The organism is Chryseobacterium taiwanense (assembly GCF_000813825.1).
GTDB classification, from domain to species: Bacteria; Bacteroidota; Bacteroidia; order Flavobacteriales; family Weeksellaceae; genus Chryseobacterium; species Chryseobacterium taiwanense.
Map to the genome: position 1 here is coordinate 270389 of NZ_JWTA01000001.1, position 15172 is coordinate 285560.

Below are 15172 nucleotides of genomic sequence, written 5' to 3' on the forward strand. Positions count from 1 at the left end.
TTTTTTGGGGGTATTTTTTTTTCGTTGACTTTTAATTAATTTTGTGGAAAATTTAAAATAAAAATGGGAAGAGCGTTTGAATATAGAAAAGCTTCTAAAATGGCCAGATGGGACAAGATGGCCAAAACTTTCTCTAAAATAGGTAAAGACATTGCTTTGGCAGTTAAAGCAGGAGGAACTGATCCTGAATCTAATCCGGCATTGAGAAGATGCATCCAGAATGCGAAAGGAGCAAATATGCCTAAAGACAATGTGGAAAGAGCAATCAAGAAGGCAAGTGGTGCAGATGCGGAAAACTACGAAGAAGTTACTTATGAAGGCTACGGACAAGGTGGTGTTGCTTTTTTTGTAGAATGTACTACAAACAATACAACAAGAACAGTTGCTAACGTAAGAGCTGTTTTCAATAAGTTTGATGGAAACCTTGGAAAGAATGGTGAATTAGCATTTATTTTTGATAGAAAAGGAATTTTCACCATCGATTTAGCTCAAATTAAAATGGACTGGGATGATTTTGAAATGGAAATGATCGACGGTGGAGCAGAAGATGTGGAAAAAGATGAAGAAGAAGTAATGATTACTACTGCTTTTGAAGATTTCGGATCTTTATCTCACAAACTGGATGAACTGGGTATAGAAGCAAAAAGCGCAGAATTACAGAGAATTCCAAATAATACAAAAGAAGTAAACGAAGAGCAGTTCAAAGCAAATATGAAAATGCTTGAGCGTTTCGAGGATGATGATGATGTACAAAACGTATATCACAACATGGAAATTACAGAAGAGTTGATGAACTCTCTATAAAAAATAACATAGCATTCATATACAGTTAATTTTCAATTAGTTTCTTTGCATAAAATCATCTATGAAGAGAAACATTGAATTGGTTGTCATTTCGGATGTTCATTTGGGGACTTATGGATGTAAGGCTAAAGAATTATTAAAATATTTGAATTCCATTCAGCCTAAAACTTTAGTTTTGAATGGAGATATCATAGATATTTGGCAGTTCAAAAAGTCTTACTTTCCTAAACCTCATTTAAAAGTCATCAAGAAAATTCTTTCTTTGGCTACAAAAAATACTGAAGTATTCTATATTACCGGAAATCACGACGAAATGTTCCGGAAGTTTACAGATTTCGAGCTAGGTAAATTAAAAGTCTGTAATAAAATCTGCTTAGACATAAACAACAAAAAAACCTGGATTTTTCACGGAGATGTCTTCGATGCATCAGTACAGCATTCTAAATGGATTGCAAAACTGGGCGGGAAAGGCTATGATTTACTGATTGTAATCAATAATGTTGTAAATTGGTTTTTGGAGAAAATGGGTAGAGAAAAATACTCGTTTTCCAAAAAAATTAAAAATAATGTAAAAAAAGCAGTCAAGTATATTGGAGATTTTGAATTAACGGCTTCTGAGCTTGCCATCGACAACCATTATGATTATGTGGTTTGTGGTCATATTCATCAACCTCAGATTCGTGAAGTGGTGACTAAAAAAGGATCTTGTACTTATCTTAATTCCGGAGACTGGATAGAAAATCTTTCTGCTTTGGAGTATAACGATAATGAATGGAAGATCTTTTATTACGAAGAGCACAAGCATTTGCTAACAGATGACGAAACGGAAGAAATTCAAGATATTCCTAATGAAGAGCTTTTGAAACTGGTAACCAATTTTTCTAAATGAGAATATTATATGCATTTCAGGGAACAGGAAACGGACACGTAGCAAGAGCACAGGAAATTGTTCCTATCTTAAAGAAATACGCACAGGTTGATACATTGATCAGTGGGCATCAATCGCAATTAAAGGCTGATTTTGATGTTAATTTTCAACATAAAGGTATTTCGTTGCTTTACGATAAAACAGGTGGTTTGTCGTATAAGAAAACGTTTTTTGATAATGATTTTTTTAAAGCGATAAAAACGATCAGAGAGATTGAACTTTCACAATATGATTTAATCATCAACGATTATGAACCTTTAACGGGTTGGGCATGTAAACTGAAAAAACTTCCGATGATTGAACTCAGTCATCAAGCTTCAATGTTGTTTAAAGAAACACCTAAACCTGAAAAGAAAGATTTCTTTGGAGATTTGGTTTTGAAATATTACGTTCCAAGCGAACGAAAAATCGGTTTTCATTTTGAAAATTATCACCCGCAAATTAAAAAGCCTGTTATCAGAAAGAAAATAAGAAATCTTAATCCCGATAAAAAAAGGTTTTATTTAGTCTATCTTCCAAGCTTTTCAGATGAAAACATTATTAAAGTTTTAAAACAGATTCCTGTAGAATGGAAGGTGTTTTCTAAATACACAAAACTTCAGTTCAGAGAAAATAATGTTGAAGTTTTCCCGATTGATGAAATTCAGTATTTGAAATCTTTCGAAAATTGTGACGGAATTCTTTGTAATGCGGGATTTGAAAGTCCGGCAGAAGCTCTTTTTATGGATAAGAAATTATTCGTTATTCCTATTCATAATCAATATGAACAGGAGTGTAATGCTTGTGCATTGGACAAAATGGGAATTCCTAATTCAAAAGTTTTACAGCTTGAAGAAATAGAAAAATGGGTGAATGCCGACCAACATCTGAAAGTGGATTATCCGAATGATATTGAAGAGATTTTGGTGAATGAGGTTTTAGTTCTTTAAAAAAATATCTTCCACATCATTCATTCTCATCATTACAGATCTTGCGTAAGAACAGTGAGGATAGACTTTCCAGTTGTTTTCTCTTGCAAATTTTATGGCTTCTTCTACCAGAAATTTTCCCATTCCACGACCTTCAAATTCAGGGTGAACCAGTACGAAAGAAATGATGAATTTATTTTCTTCAGGGAAAATAGTGTAGGTCAGTCTTCCGATTTCTTTAGTTTCATTGTTCAAGGTAAGAACTCCACCGTTTCCTGATTTATTGTTTTCGAATCTCATAATCTAGGTTTTAATGATATGTAAAAGTACAAAAACCACACCGATGGTGTTTTGATGTAGATCAAGAAAAGAAGATGAGTTGTGAATGGTCAATTCGTTTAACTTGTCAATTTTAAAATTGAATTAAAAATTCACAATTCACTTACGAAGTAAAATTCACAATTGATATTAACTGTCTTTTCCGGTATAATAATTATAATCCTTAATGATAATTCCTATAAACTGCCTTTCAGTCATTTTCGGATCTGTTTCCAGTTTAAGAATGCTTTTTATTTTTTCGGAAAGTTTATTAATGATATGTCTGTCGTCTATTCTTAATGCCTTTTGATAATTGTCTTTAATGATTCGCATATCGTTGTCACTTAAAGCAATTACCTGTGGAAAAGAGGGAATGTAGTCTTCTTGTATATTTTCAAGAATGGTATGGGAAATGTTGATGCTGTTTTTAAGGGAAATAACCGCGGTTCCTGAAGCAATATCACCCAACCGCTGATTATTTTTAGAAATAATCATAGAAATAAGACCAATGACTCCTACAAATAAAGTGTCTACAATTCTAAATACCCAACGAATCATATAATCGCCAAAACTTGCTTGATATCCATCAATTTTTACCACTCTTATTTTTAAAGCTTTTTTACCGGGAGTTTGTCCTTCCATAAGACTTTCTAAAACTAAAGGATAAATATATACAGGAAAAGTAATGGCGATATAAATTGCCATTTGAGACCATTGATCAAGCCCATCCAACAAATAGCCTAAATCCAGAACGTTGAAAAATAAATAAAAGATAACGATCACATAAGCAATTTTTATCAACAAGTCGATGATAAAAGCAAGCATCCTTTCGCCCACGCTCGCAACATTAAAATTAATATTGACATTTTGTGAGGTATTAATCGCAATTTGAGACATATTTTTTATTATTTTAGCTTTACAATTATGAGAGAAGTTTATTTCATTAAACAAAATAAAGAAAAATGGTTTGGAATTGAGCAGGTTATTCAGGGGAAAATAAAAAAAAATCCGGACGACCTTTCTTCGCTGTACATTAATCTCATCAATGATCTTTCTTTTGCACAAACTTATTATCCTAAAAGTAATACAACGGTTTACTTAAATCATCTCTCTTCTCAGATTTATCAGAAAATTTATAAAACTAAAAGAGTAGAAGAAAATAGGATTACCTATTTCTTTAAAACCGAGGTTCCTCTTTTGGTGTTTCAATACAGAAGGTATCTTTTGTATGCGTTCCTCTTTTTTATTCTTTTTACTTCTATGGGAGTCGTTTCGGCTATTTATGATAAAGATTTTGCCAATATTATTTTGGGAGAAGACTATGTCAATATGACCATTGAGAATATAAAGAAAGGAAATGCGGTAGGAGTGTATCAAAGCGGTTCTACATGGGGAAGTACTATCGGAATTATTTTCAATAATATCGGAGTTGGGGCAAAACTTTATTTGTACGGTATTTTTGGTGGAGTAGGAACTTTGTTTGCTTTGTTGTCAAACAGTATTATGTTGGGTTCTTTTCAGTATTTCTTTTCAGAATATGGAGCTTTACAGGACAGTGCAAGAGGAATCTGGCTTCACGGAGTTTTTGAAATTTTTTCAATGGTTGTTGAGGCAATGTGCGGTTTGATTTTAGGAGCTTCTATTTTATTTCCAAAAACGCTTTCTAGGTTCAATTCCTGCAAAATAGGATTTAAAGATTCATTTAAAATATTTCTGAGCACGGTTCCTTTTACGATATGTGCCGGAATTATTGAAGGATATGTAACGAGACATGCTTTGAAGATGCCTTTGATTTTGAATATCATTATTATTTTCGGTTCACTGGCGATCATAGGAGGGTACTATTTTGTGTATCCGTATATTGTAAATAAAAAAATTAACAAACACATACATGATGCAGTTTTATAAAAAAAGAGACTTTGGAACTTTCATAAGTGACAGTTTTTCTTTCTTTAAGCTTTATGGTAAAAATTATTTCAAAAATTATATTTTACTGAACGGTCTGCTTCTTATTTTGATGGTAGTCGTTTTTATTTTTGGTTTTAAAGAGCTTTTTGGGCAGATTTTAGGATCAAATATAAGTGGAGATAGTTACTACTTCGAAAATTATTTTGAAGATAATCTGGGGATGTTTTTTACAGTCGGAGCGATTACGTTTGTACTGTTCATGATTTTGATGATCATCAATTATCTCTATCCTGTTTTTTATTTAAAAAGATTGGCCGCTGGTGAAACTAAAATCAGAACCGATGATATTTTAGGTGATTTTAAACAACATTTGAAAAAAATAATCATCCTATGCCTAGGAATGACTTTTATAATGGTGCCGTTGTCATTCATTATACTCGGGATTTCTTATGCCCTTATGTTTATAATAATAGGCTTTTTTATTATGCTTTTGGTGGCTCCTACAATGTTTAATGTGATTACATTTTTGATGTATGATTATTTCAATTCAACGAGAGGGTTCTTTGAAAGTTTAAGCTATTCGATAAGAACTCAGTTTTCATATGCTAATGCAAGAGAAGGCTCTCCTTATTGGAAATATTGGGGAAGTACTATTGTGATCTCCATTATTTTGTACATCATTTCGATGATCTTTACGACCATTCCGATGATTATATTTTTTGCTTCACTAACCACGAGTGCTCCGGATGGAAATTTTGAGCAGAATCCTCTTGGAAGCGGATTTGGAGTGCTGTTTTTTATACTTTACGCAATATCGGTATTGGTTTCGTTTTTTACCTCAAATATGCTTTATGTCAACTCAGGATTGATGTATTATGACAGTAGAACAGATCTTCATCAAAAAGTAGAATTGGCAGAAATTGATACGATCGGAATTAATGAATAAAATCATTCTTTTTTTTCTCTTTATTACGTCAGGTTTTTCTTTTGCACAGGAAAGCGAACCTTCGGCTACCATTGAAACAGTAGTGGTAGATTCTTTAAGTGAAGAACATTATAAAGGAATGAACCGTGCAGATTCCGTATTGCTGAAAAAGCCTGTTACGGAAAATACGGTGTACCCAAAGAAAATTAAAGAAAATATACAGTCGAGATATAAAGGAAGTGAATTTGACTATTCCGTATCAAAACCCAGAGAATCTTTTTGGGAAAAACTTCAGCGTAAGATCATCAGATTGATAGAAAGTATTTTTGGGAAAACAAGCTTAAGCAGTTCAGCAAAATTTACGGATGTTTTAATCCGTTTGTTTGCCATTGTTCTGGTAGGATTTCTATTATATTTCATTATTAAATATTTACTGGGGAAAGATGGCCGCTTTATTTTCGGCAGAAAAAACAAGAAACTGAATATTGCAGAAAAAGAACTTCATGAAAATATTCACGAGATCAATTTCCCGGAAAGTATCGCGCAGTTTGAAAACAATGGAGAATACCGTTCAGCCATTCGATATCAGTTTTTATATATCCTAAAAAAGCTGAGCGACAAAAAAATCATCGTCTGGAATCCTGAAAAAACTAATAAAGATTACGTAGCCGAATTAAAAGATCAGCATCTGAAAAATGAATTTTCAAAACTCTCTTATATCTTCGATTATGTGTGGTATGGTGAATTCGGGATCGATAAAGAAGATTATTCCAGATTCAAGCAACAATATCAATCTTTCAAACTGTAATTAATTTTAAGAGAAATGAACAAGACTTTCAAAATATATGCTTTGGTATTCATCATTATTATGGTGATATTGGCATTGCTTGAAGTAAACAAAAAAGAAGTTACAGATTGGCGCAAGAATTTTGATGTAGATGAAAAGTCTCCTTTCGGTCTCTTTGTTTTTAACCATGAAAGTAAAGATCTCTTTAAAGGGAAGCTTAAAAAAGTGGATGTTTCCGCCTATGAATACTACAATCAGAATAAAAATAAACCTGCCCATAATATTCTCGTAATCGAAAGTGAAATCGATATGGAATCCTGGAAAAAAATAATGGATCAGGTTTCTAAAGGTTCGGATGCGATGATTATTGTAAGCCATCTTCCCAAACCTGTTTCAGATAGTATTGGGTATTATAATTCTCAGATTTCTTTTGAAGAAGAAAATTATATAAAGCTTACCGATAAAAAATACCAGGGAGATTTTATTCATTTAGACAAATTTCCTTCTGGAAGAGGCTTTTCTTATATAAAACCTGAGATTGAAGTTCTTGGGAAAACCGTTGAAAAAAATAATACAGATCAGGCAAATTTCATTAAAGCAAAATTTGGAAAAGGTACCTTTTATGTACATTGTGAGCCCTTGTTTCTCACCAATTATTATTTGCTGAAAAAAGGAAATGTAAAATATTTTCAGGATGTATTTTCTTATCTTCAGGATAGAGATACACTTTGGTTTGTAGAAAGCAATACCAAAGAATCACGATTCTTCATGAGATTTATCCTGTCAAAACCTGCGTTGAAATATGCATGGTGGATATTTTTAGGAGGACTGGTGTTATTTATTTTCTTTAATGCAAAAAGAAAACAGAGAATAGTTCCAATAGTAGAACCATTAAAAAATACGTCGGCAGAATTTGTAAAAAGCATAGGTAATTTATACCTACAGGAAGGAGATTTTCATGATATGATGGCTAAAAAAGCACAGTACTTTTTAAATAAAGTAAGGCTTGATCTTTTAATAGATACTCAGAATTTGGATGAGGATTTTGCGAAAAAACTTCATTTAAAAACCGGGAAACCTGTAGAAATGATTAATGAGGCAATTACGCTGATCAAAAAAGGACAAGATCCTTATGCTAATGTAATGAAGGAAGATCTTGCAAGAATGAATAAGCTGTTAGATGAAATAATTAAAATATAACAAATCTAGTAATCTGATACTATAACAATGTTGTTGTCATTCTGAGCAAAGCGAAGAATCTTATTGCGAACGGTTATATTATTAGATTGAAAAACATAATAGTATGGATAATTTTGAAAACCCAAATTTAGACAATCAGACTTCTATACATCTTGAAAAAAAAGAAGGGGATTTTCAGTCGCGTTTAGACATGATCGAACTTCGTGCGAGTTTAGAGAAAGTAAAAACTGAAATCGCTAAAGTGATTGTCGGTCAGGAAGACATGGTAGAACATCTTTTGGCAGCATTATTGTCGAACGGGCATGTTCTTATAGAAGGAGTTCCGGGAGTGGCAAAAACCATTACGGCAAAATTACTGGCAAAAACGATCGATGTAGATTTCAGCAGAATTCAGTTTACTCCGGATCTGATGCCTTCAGATATTTTGGGAACCTCTGTTTTCAGTGTGAAAAATTCAGAATTTGAATTTAAAAAAGGTCCTATTTTCTCCAACTTTGTTCTGATTGATGAGATCAACAGATCACCGGCTAAAACACAATCGGCTCTTTTTGAAGTAATGGAGGAAAGACAGATCACCATGGATGGAACCCGTTATACAATGGATGAGCCATTCTTAGTTGTGGCGACTCAAAACCCTATTGAACACGAAGGGACTTACAGGCTTCCCGAAGCGCAGCTGGATCGTTTCCTTTTCAAGATCAATGTAAAATATCCGAACCTTGAGCAGGAAATAGCGATCATTAAAAACCAGCACGAAAGTAAAAAAGAAGATAAAACAGAAGTTGTAGAACGCGTCATTACAGCTCAACAGCTTAAAAACTATCAGCATTTGGTAAAAGAGATCATTGTAGAATCTCAGCTCATAGAATATATTGCTAAAATCATTATCAACACCAGAGAAAATCAGTTTTTATATTTAGGAGCTTCTCCAAGAGCAAGTTTAGCATTACTGACGGCTTCAAAAGCTTTTGCTGCACTGAGAGGAAGAGATTTCGTAACTCCGGAAGACATCAAAGAGGCAAGCTATGCCGTATTGAGACACAGGGTGATTGTTTCGCCTGAAAGAGAAATGGAAGGATTGACTGCCGATGAAATTATCAGACAGATTTTAGAAGGAATAGAAATTCCTAGATAGGTAATAGAAATTTAATCAATGAATAAAATTAAAATTTTACTACTCTTTGTTCTGGCAACTTTAACTTTTAGTTGTCAAAAGGGATACAAACAAGAGTATAAAATATTTGATGAATTCAATAAAAAGAATGAACGAAATAAAGGATGGTTTCCTTCAATTATTTATAATGATGCAACTGAATTGAGGAATGTCTCGTATTTAGATCCTTTATGTGCATTTGGAAAATTTAATTATAAAAAGTCGGAATTTTATGATTCAATTTTCTCAGCAAATGATAAAATTAGTTTTGAATTGTTTAACAATAAAGTTGAACAAAATGTAAAACTAAAACCAAATTGGTTTTTAGATTTAGAACAACTTGACAAATCAAATGTTGAGGTAATTAAAAAAGAAGAATTTTACATATTGAAAAATAATAAAGAGAAAACTATATATTTTATTCTTTCAAACTAATTCCTAAAAACATTAAGACCTGCAACCTCACAAATGAAAAACCTATACATCAATACACGATTTTTCTTCACACTCATCGGAGTGGGGATGATCTATGTTTTTGCATTTTTCTTTCCTTTTCTGATGATTCTTGCACATACTTTGTTGTTGATCTGTTTTCTGGCGGTGATGGTAGATTACCTGTTTGTTTTTAATAAAAAAGAAGGTGTTCAGTCACAGAGAATATTGCCCGAGAAATTATCGAACGGTGATGAAAATCCTGTAAAAATTGATATTAAAAATAATTACAGATTTAAAATTTATGTCAAAGTGATCGATGAGATTCCTTTTCAGTTTCAGAAAAGAGATTTCATGATCGAAAAAAGTATTGACACAGGCAGAAATTCATTTTTTGAATACATTTTAGAGCCTAAAGAAAGAGGAGAGTACAGCTTTGGAGCCCTAAATATTTTTGTTTCTTCCCCTTTAGGGTTGGTTGCCAAAAGATTTACCTTTCAGAAAGATGCGATGCTTCCTTCCTATCCGTCATTTATTCATTTAAGAAAATATGAATTGATGGCACTTCAAAACGAGTTTTTATTGGGAGGAATCAAAAAAATAAGAAAACTGGGACATACCATGGAATTTGAGCAGATCAAAGAATATGTTCCCGGAGACGATGTAAGGACTATCAACTGGAAAGCGACTTCCAAAGCCAATCGATTGATGGTGAATCAGTTTCAGGATGAAAAAGCGCAACGTATTTTTATGCTAATCGATAAAGGAAGAACAATGAAAATGCCGTTCAACGGATTAAGTCTTCTTGATTATTCGATCAATGCAACAATGGCTTTATCACATATCATTCTGAAAAAGGGAGACCGAGCAGGCATGATGACTTTCTCTAAAAAGGCTGAAAACAGAGTGGCTGCAGATAATAAATCCGGACAGCTCAAGAAAATTTCTGAAGCTTTATATAACGTTAAAACAGATTTCTTTGAAAGTGATTTCAACAGGCTGTATCAGGATGTGAAATTTTCTCTTAACCAAAGAAGCTTGGTTTTACTGTTTACCAATTTTGAAACATTGGACGGGCTGAACAGACAGCTAAAATACCTTCGTGGAATTGCTAAAAACCATTTGTTGGTTGTAGTGTTCTTTAAAAACTCCGAAATACAGGCATTGATGCATAAGAACCCTGAAAATATGCAGGAGATCTATGATGAAATTGTTGCAGAGAAATTTGAGTTTGAGAAAAAATTAATCATTCAGGAGCTTAGAAAATATGGTATTTATTCAGTATATACACTTCCGGAAAATTTAAATATTGATGTGATCAATAAGTATCTTGAGATAAAAGCCAGAGGAATTTTATAATTTTGCATAAATATGCTTAAGTGAAAAAGCTGGTTTTACTTTTTCTAATAATACTTTCAACGAATTTTTGGTGTCAATCACTATACGGAACAATTAACGATACGCTAGTTAAGAAAATATATTTACCTCAGTTTATTTTAAAATTAGTAAATATTTCTAATAAAAATATTCACGAAACCAAAACAGACAAAGAGAGAAAATTTGATTTTGGAAAGATAGAGAAGGGAAAATATAAACTAAACATTATTGAAAATGAAGATTACATCAAAAATGAAATTTATAATATTTTTTCTTGGAATTTCTACCTTTTGCTTCTCACAAAAATTTAGTTTTATTTACGAAGCAAAATACAAACTGAATTTAGAAAATCCAGATTATGTTATTTCCGAAATTATGATTTTGGATTTAAAAAATAATACTTCAATTTTTAGAGATTCACAAGACAAAAAATCTGATTCAGTAAAGTTGAATAATGGAAATGGAAGGTATAAAATGGGTGTTGAAAACCACTTCTATGTCAAAAAGAATCTTGCTCAAAAAAGGATTGAAAAATTAATAACATATTTGGGAACAGATTATTTTCTTCCGATTGAGGAAATATTAGATTGGAAAATAACGTCCGAACAAAAAATTATTGGAAAATATAAATCTCAAAAAGCAGAAACCAATTATGGAGGAAGAAACTGGATTGCTTGGTTTACTACGGAATTACCTTTCGGTGATGGTCCCTATATTTTTAATGGTTTACCTGGCCTGATTATTTCTATTCAAGATTCAAACAATGAATATTCATTTAATTTGATAGAAGTCAAAAATGGCGGGAATATTTTTGACGTACGCAAAAAAGCAATAAAAATTGATTGGAATAAATATGAAACACTTGCAAAATCATATTTTAATGATCCTTATGATATAAATACAAAGTTGGCAATGGGAAAAACGGTTACATTTACCAGCCCGAATGGTATTACAATGGATATTTCAGTAAAGACTAAAGAAATGCAAAAAAGTATTTTGCAAAAAAATAATCCAATTGAATTAAATCATAAGATAAACTACTAGTAAAAACTTCCGCTAACATTGCATTGGCAAAATGCTGGACTACGGTTTGAATTGAAAAGTAGAAATATTTATCCACAAATGCTTTTTCGAGATAAGAATAAATATCTAAAAATTAAAATTATAAAATGAAAATAACACTTAACAGACTCAACGACGATTTTTTATTTGAATGTACCAACTCACAAGGGAATTCAATTTTACTGGATAATACTTCTCAGCCGGGAGCAAAAGGAGTTTCTCCAATGGAAAGTGTTTTGATGGCAGTTGCAGGATGCAGCGGAATCGATGTAGTTTCTATCCTGAAAAAACAGAGACAGGAAATTACAGGTTTTAAAGCTGAGGTAGAAGGAGAGCGTGTTCCTGTTGAAGATGCAAAACCATTCAAAGCGATTAAGGTGAAATTTCTAATAGAAGGAAATATTGATCCTAAAAAAGCACTGAAAGCAGCTCAGTTATCTTTTGAAAAATACTGTTCAGTTTCTAAAACATTAGAACCTAATGTAGAAATTGGGTACGAAGTTTTTGTAAACGGAGAACAGGTTACTAATTAGAATACGATTACTAATATTTTAGGGTATTAGAATTTGAACAATTTGTTCGGTTCTAATACCCTAATTTTTTTATTTACATTAATCTCGGTTTCATTAGCTTTGCAACCGTTGCAGTCCATCCCGTCTGATGCGACGCACCGACTCCACGACCATTGTCACCATGGAAATATTCAAAGAAGGTGATATAATCTCTAAAGTTTTCGTCATAATTAAACTTAGGATTTCCGCCATTGAACGGACGTTGCCCGTGTTCATCCTTTAAAAAGATAGAGCATAATCTGTTGCTTATATTCTGAGCAACTTCATCAAGGTTTCGTTTATCACCACTTCCTGTAGGGAATTCTACTTTCAGACTATTTCCATAATAATAATGGAAACGCTGTAAACTTTCCACAATCAGGAAATTAATAGGGAACCAAATCGGGCCTCTCCAGTTGCTGTTGCCACCAAACATTCTGCTGTCACTTTCTGCAGGAGTATAATACACTACATTTTCAGTTCCATGCACTGAAAATATAAACGGATTTTCTTCATATACCTTCGACATTGCACGAATTCCGTAAGTACTTAAAAACTCCTTTTCATCAAGCATTCTTGATAAAACTTTCGTCAATCTGTTCTTACGGAGAATACTCATCAAATGTTTTCTTCCTTGTCCTTCTTCGTCCCAGTGAGAAACAAGTTTGGTAAGCTCAGGTTTGTTTTTTAGAATCCATTCCATTCTTGCGGTGAAGTTGGGCATGTTTTCTAATAATTTATGATCAACAATTTCTACAGCAAACATTGGAATCAGTCCCACAATACTTCTTAATCTTAGAGAAACACTGTTGCCGTTTCCAAGCTGAAGTACGTCATAGAAAAATCCGTCTTCTTCATTCCACAAACCTTTTGTTCCTTCGCCCAGGTTTTCCATCGCTTCTGCAATATAAAGATAATGCTCGAAGAATTTGATGGCCATATCTTCATACACTTGGTAATATTGAGCCAGTTCCATAGCAATTCGCATCATATTCAATGCATACATTGCCATCCAGCTTGTTCCATCAGCTTGTTCCAGATGTTGTCCGTCCTTTAAAACCATATTACGGTCAAAAGCACCGATGTTATCCAAACCAAGGAAACCGCCTCCGAAAATATTTTTACCATTTTTATCCTTTCGGTTCACCCACCATGTGAAATTCAGAAGAAGCTTTTGGAAAACTTTTTCTAAAAATAAAAGATCGGGTTTTCCATTTTGTTTTTCATCAATTTTAAAAACACGGAAACAAGACCATGCATGTACAGGTGGATTTACATCACTTAAATTCCATTCATAAGCAGGAAGCTGCCCGTTTGGATGCATATACCATTCCTTCGTCAGCAAAAGAAGCTGTCCTTTTGCAAATTCCGCATCAATGATGGAAAAAGGAACACAATGAAATGCTAGATCCCAAGTTGCATACCACGGATATTCCCATTTGTCAGGCATGGAAATAATGTCTTTGTTATGCATGTGATTCCATTCCGTATTTCGGACATAATTGTTGAAATCTCTTGGAGCATCAAAATTAGGATCACCTTTCAGCCATTTTCCAACATTGTAGTGATAGAACTGTTTATTCCAGAGCAAACCTGCAAAAGCCTGTCTCTGAACGTTTTTTTCATCATCATCTACAACATCGCTCTGAATTTCATTATAAAACTCATTGGCTTCCTCAATTTTCTGTGCAAATATTTCGTCAAACTGATCAAAAGGTTCATCCAGATCATTTGGTGAGAGTCTGAAATCAAAAGTTTTAGATGCTCCGCCTTCAATCGTTTCATCAAGCAGGAAAGAAGCTTTCGTCCCTGTTTTCTCAGGATTGATCGTGTTAGTTCCATGAACTATATAATCATTGATCCCGTCTTTGAAATAAGTATTTCCTGAAAAAGGAGTTCCGTATAATTTAGGATTGTTAGTTTCATTATCACAAAAAACACTCTTCGTATTATTATTTCTTGAATAAAACTTTTTAATAGAAATACTGTCATGATTGATGTCGATAGTTCCGTCATTAACTGCATTTAACTGAGCTTTATACGTATTGTATCCCCATTTCCAATTGTTTCTAAACCAGATGGTAGGAGCAATTAAAAGAGGAGCATTGAAAGTACTTCTGTTGCAAACCGTGATTCTTACTAGAATATCGTTGTGATCGGCTTTGGCATATTCAATGAAAATATCAAAATATTCATTCTGATCGAAAATTCCGGTGTCGATGATTTCGTATTCAGGTTCTTTATTGCTTCTCTTGGCATTCTCAGAACGGATTTTATCATAAGGAAAAGCATTGATAGGATATTTATACACCATCTTCATATAACTGTGTGTTGGTGTATTATCCAGATAATAAAAGATTTCTTTGATGTCTTCCCCGTGATTTCCTTCAGGATTGCTCAGCCCGAAAAAACGTTCTTTTACTATTTTATCTTTCTTATTCCAAAAAGAAAAAGCAAAACAGAAAAGCTGTTTTACATCAGAGATTCCGGCAATTCCTTCCTCTCCCCATCGGTAGGCATAGCTTTCTGCAGCATCATGACTGGCGAAATTCCATGCATCCCCGTTAGAACTGTAATCTTCACGCACATTTCCCCATTGTCGGTTACTTACATAGGGACCCCAGTTTTTCCAATTGGTATCTCGTAATCTTTGTTTTTCAGCACTCATAGTTCAGCATTTTTCAATACGAAGGTAGTTTTTTTGAGAAAAAATTGCAACATCCTGAATCTGAATAAAATTTAATATTCACAGACAAGCCTTTATTAAATAGGGTTTCTGAGCTTTAAAATAATTTATTTTAATATATAAAAGAAATGTT

Annotated in this window: 15 protein-coding genes; 12 read left to right on the forward strand and 3 right to left on the reverse strand. The window is 33.0% G+C overall.

Annotated elements, in window-relative coordinates; genetic code table 11:
• Positions 1 to 63 precede the first annotated feature (63 nt).
• The 3 genes from RM51_RS01265 (at position 64) to RM51_RS01275 (ending at position 2661) form a co-directional block, all read left to right on the forward strand.
• Entirely contained in the window at positions 64 to 804 is a 741-nt protein-coding gene (locus tag RM51_RS01265; RefSeq protein WP_039364195.1) for a YebC/PmpR family DNA-binding transcriptional regulator, read from the forward strand.
• A 61-nt stretch (positions 805 to 865) separates the two neighbouring features.
• On the forward strand, positions 866 to 1693 hold the full coding sequence (locus tag RM51_RS01270) for a UDP-2,3-diacylglucosamine diphosphatase (RefSeq protein ID WP_039364198.1): 828 nt from the start codon (positions 866 to 868) through the stop codon (positions 1691 to 1693).
• Positions 1690 to 2661 carry a glycosyltransferase family protein gene (locus RM51_RS01275; protein ID WP_039364201.1) on the forward strand — a complete coding sequence of 324 codons (972 nt, stop codon included), beginning with the start codon at positions 1690 to 1692 and terminating at the stop codon, positions 2659 to 2661. The genes RM51_RS01270 and RM51_RS01275 overlap by 4 nt, the downstream gene beginning before the upstream one ends.
• Here RM51_RS01275 and RM51_RS01280 read toward each other — a convergent pair.
• Positions 2650 to 2940 carry a GNAT family N-acetyltransferase gene (locus tag RM51_RS01280; protein ID WP_039364204.1) on the reverse strand — a complete coding sequence of 97 codons (291 nt, stop codon included), beginning with the start codon at positions 2938 to 2940 and terminating at the stop codon, positions 2650 to 2652. The two genes, RM51_RS01275 and RM51_RS01280, sit on opposite strands and share 12 nt — an antisense overlap.
• A 168-nt stretch (positions 2941 to 3108) precedes the next feature.
• Positions 3109 to 3855, reverse strand: a complete 747-nt coding sequence (locus RM51_RS01285) for an RDD family protein (RefSeq protein ID WP_039364207.1) — start codon at positions 3853 to 3855, stop codon at positions 3109 to 3111.
• Positions 3856 to 3882: 27 nt separating this feature from the next.
• Between RM51_RS01285 and RM51_RS01290 the strand changes: the two genes are divergently transcribed.
• From RM51_RS01290 to RM51_RS01335, 9 genes are all read left to right on the forward strand, one after another.
• Complete coding sequence (locus tag RM51_RS01290; RefSeq protein ID WP_039364210.1) at positions 3883 to 4866, forward strand: stage II sporulation protein M; 984 nt, start codon at positions 3883 to 3885, stop codon at positions 4864 to 4866.
• The gene (locus RM51_RS01295) at positions 4853 to 5812 is read left to right on the forward strand and encodes a DUF4013 domain-containing protein (RefSeq protein ID WP_228375757.1); all 960 of its coding nucleotides are present in this window, start codon (positions 4853 to 4855) and stop codon (positions 5810 to 5812) included. The genes RM51_RS01290 and RM51_RS01295 overlap by 14 nt, the downstream gene beginning before the upstream one ends.
• The gene (locus RM51_RS01300; protein WP_039364215.1) at positions 5805 to 6599 is read left to right on the forward strand and encodes a DUF4129 domain-containing protein; all 795 of its coding nucleotides are present in this window, start codon (positions 5805 to 5807) and stop codon (positions 6597 to 6599) included. The genes RM51_RS01295 and RM51_RS01300 overlap by 8 nt, the downstream gene beginning before the upstream one ends.
• 15 nt (positions 6600 to 6614) lie before the next feature.
• Positions 6615 to 7778, forward strand: coding sequence for a hypothetical protein (locus RM51_RS01305; RefSeq protein WP_039364218.1), 1164 nt, complete (start codon positions 6615 to 6617; stop codon positions 7776 to 7778).
• 103 nt (positions 7779 to 7881) lie between these two features.
• Positions 7882 to 8913 carry an AAA family ATPase gene (locus tag RM51_RS01310; RefSeq protein ID WP_039364221.1) on the forward strand — a complete coding sequence of 344 codons (1032 nt, stop codon included), beginning with the start codon at positions 7882 to 7884 and terminating at the stop codon, positions 8911 to 8913.
• Positions 8914 to 8931: 18 nt separating this feature from the next.
• Positions 8932 to 9366: a hypothetical protein gene (locus RM51_RS01315; RefSeq protein WP_039364223.1), complete on the forward strand. Its 435-nt coding sequence runs from the start codon at positions 8932 to 8934 to the stop codon at positions 9364 to 9366.
• 33 nt (positions 9367 to 9399) lie between these two features.
• A complete protein-coding gene (locus RM51_RS01320) occupies positions 9400 to 10722 on the forward strand; it encodes a DUF58 domain-containing protein (RefSeq protein ID WP_039364227.1) in 1323 nt (440 codons plus the stop codon).
• A 252-nt stretch (positions 10723 to 10974) separates the two neighbouring features.
• Entirely contained in the window at positions 10975 to 11784 is an 810-nt protein-coding gene (locus tag RM51_RS18965) for a GLPGLI family protein (RefSeq protein WP_084110881.1), read from the forward strand.
• A gap of 125 nt (positions 11785 to 11909) precedes the next feature.
• Positions 11910 to 12335 carry an OsmC family protein gene (locus tag RM51_RS01335; RefSeq protein ID WP_039364233.1) on the forward strand — a complete coding sequence of 142 codons (426 nt, stop codon included), beginning with the start codon at positions 11910 to 11912 and terminating at the stop codon, positions 12333 to 12335.
• 73 nt (positions 12336 to 12408) lie between these two features.
• Here the strand turns inward: RM51_RS01335 and RM51_RS01340 are convergent, their stop codons facing one another.
• Positions 12409 to 15021 carry an MGH1-like glycoside hydrolase domain-containing protein gene (locus tag RM51_RS01340; RefSeq protein ID WP_039364236.1) on the reverse strand — a complete coding sequence of 871 codons (2613 nt, stop codon included), beginning with the start codon at positions 15019 to 15021 and terminating at the stop codon, positions 12409 to 12411.
• Between the last annotated feature and the right edge of the window lie 151 nt (positions 15022 to 15172).

Bases quoted from the DNA above. Each gene is read 5' to 3' on its own strand.
- RM51_RS01265 (WP_039364195.1), top strand. From the start codon at position 64: ATGGGAAGAGCGTTTGAATATAGAAAAGCTTCTAAAATGGCCAGATGG.
- RM51_RS01270 (WP_039364198.1), top strand. From the start codon at position 866: ATGAAGAGAAACATTGAATTGGTTGTCATTTCGGATGTTCATTTGGGG.
- RM51_RS01275 (WP_039364201.1), top strand. From the start codon at position 1,690: ATGAGAATATTATATGCATTTCAGGGAACAGGAAACGGACACGTAGCA.
- RM51_RS01280 (WP_039364204.1), bottom strand. From the start codon at position 2,940: ATGAGATTCGAAAACAATAAATCAGGAAACGGTGGAGTTCTTACCTTG.
- RM51_RS01285 (WP_039364207.1), bottom strand. From the start codon at position 3,855: ATGTCTCAAATTGCGATTAATACCTCACAAAATGTCAATATTAATTTT.
- RM51_RS01290 (WP_039364210.1), top strand. From the start codon at position 3,883: ATGAGAGAAGTTTATTTCATTAAACAAAATAAAGAAAAATGGTTTGGA.
- RM51_RS01295 (WP_228375757.1), top strand. From the start codon at position 4,853: ATGCAGTTTTATAAAAAAAGAGACTTTGGAACTTTCATAAGTGACAGT.
- RM51_RS01300 (WP_039364215.1), top strand. From the start codon at position 5,805: ATGAATAAAATCATTCTTTTTTTTCTCTTTATTACGTCAGGTTTTTCT.
- RM51_RS01305 (WP_039364218.1), top strand. From the start codon at position 6,615: ATGAACAAGACTTTCAAAATATATGCTTTGGTATTCATCATTATTATG.
- RM51_RS01310 (WP_039364221.1), top strand. From the start codon at position 7,882: ATGGATAATTTTGAAAACCCAAATTTAGACAATCAGACTTCTATACAT.
- RM51_RS01315 (WP_039364223.1), top strand. From the start codon at position 8,932: ATGAATAAAATTAAAATTTTACTACTCTTTGTTCTGGCAACTTTAACT.
- RM51_RS01320 (WP_039364227.1), top strand. From the start codon at position 9,400: ATGAAAAACCTATACATCAATACACGATTTTTCTTCACACTCATCGGA.
- RM51_RS18965 (WP_084110881.1), top strand. From the start codon at position 10,975: ATGAAGATTACATCAAAAATGAAATTTATAATATTTTTTCTTGGAATT.
- RM51_RS01335 (WP_039364233.1), top strand. From the start codon at position 11,910: ATGAAAATAACACTTAACAGACTCAACGACGATTTTTTATTTGAATGT.
- RM51_RS01340 (WP_039364236.1), bottom strand. From the start codon at position 15,021: ATGAGTGCTGAAAAACAAAGATTACGAGATACCAATTGGAAAAACTGG.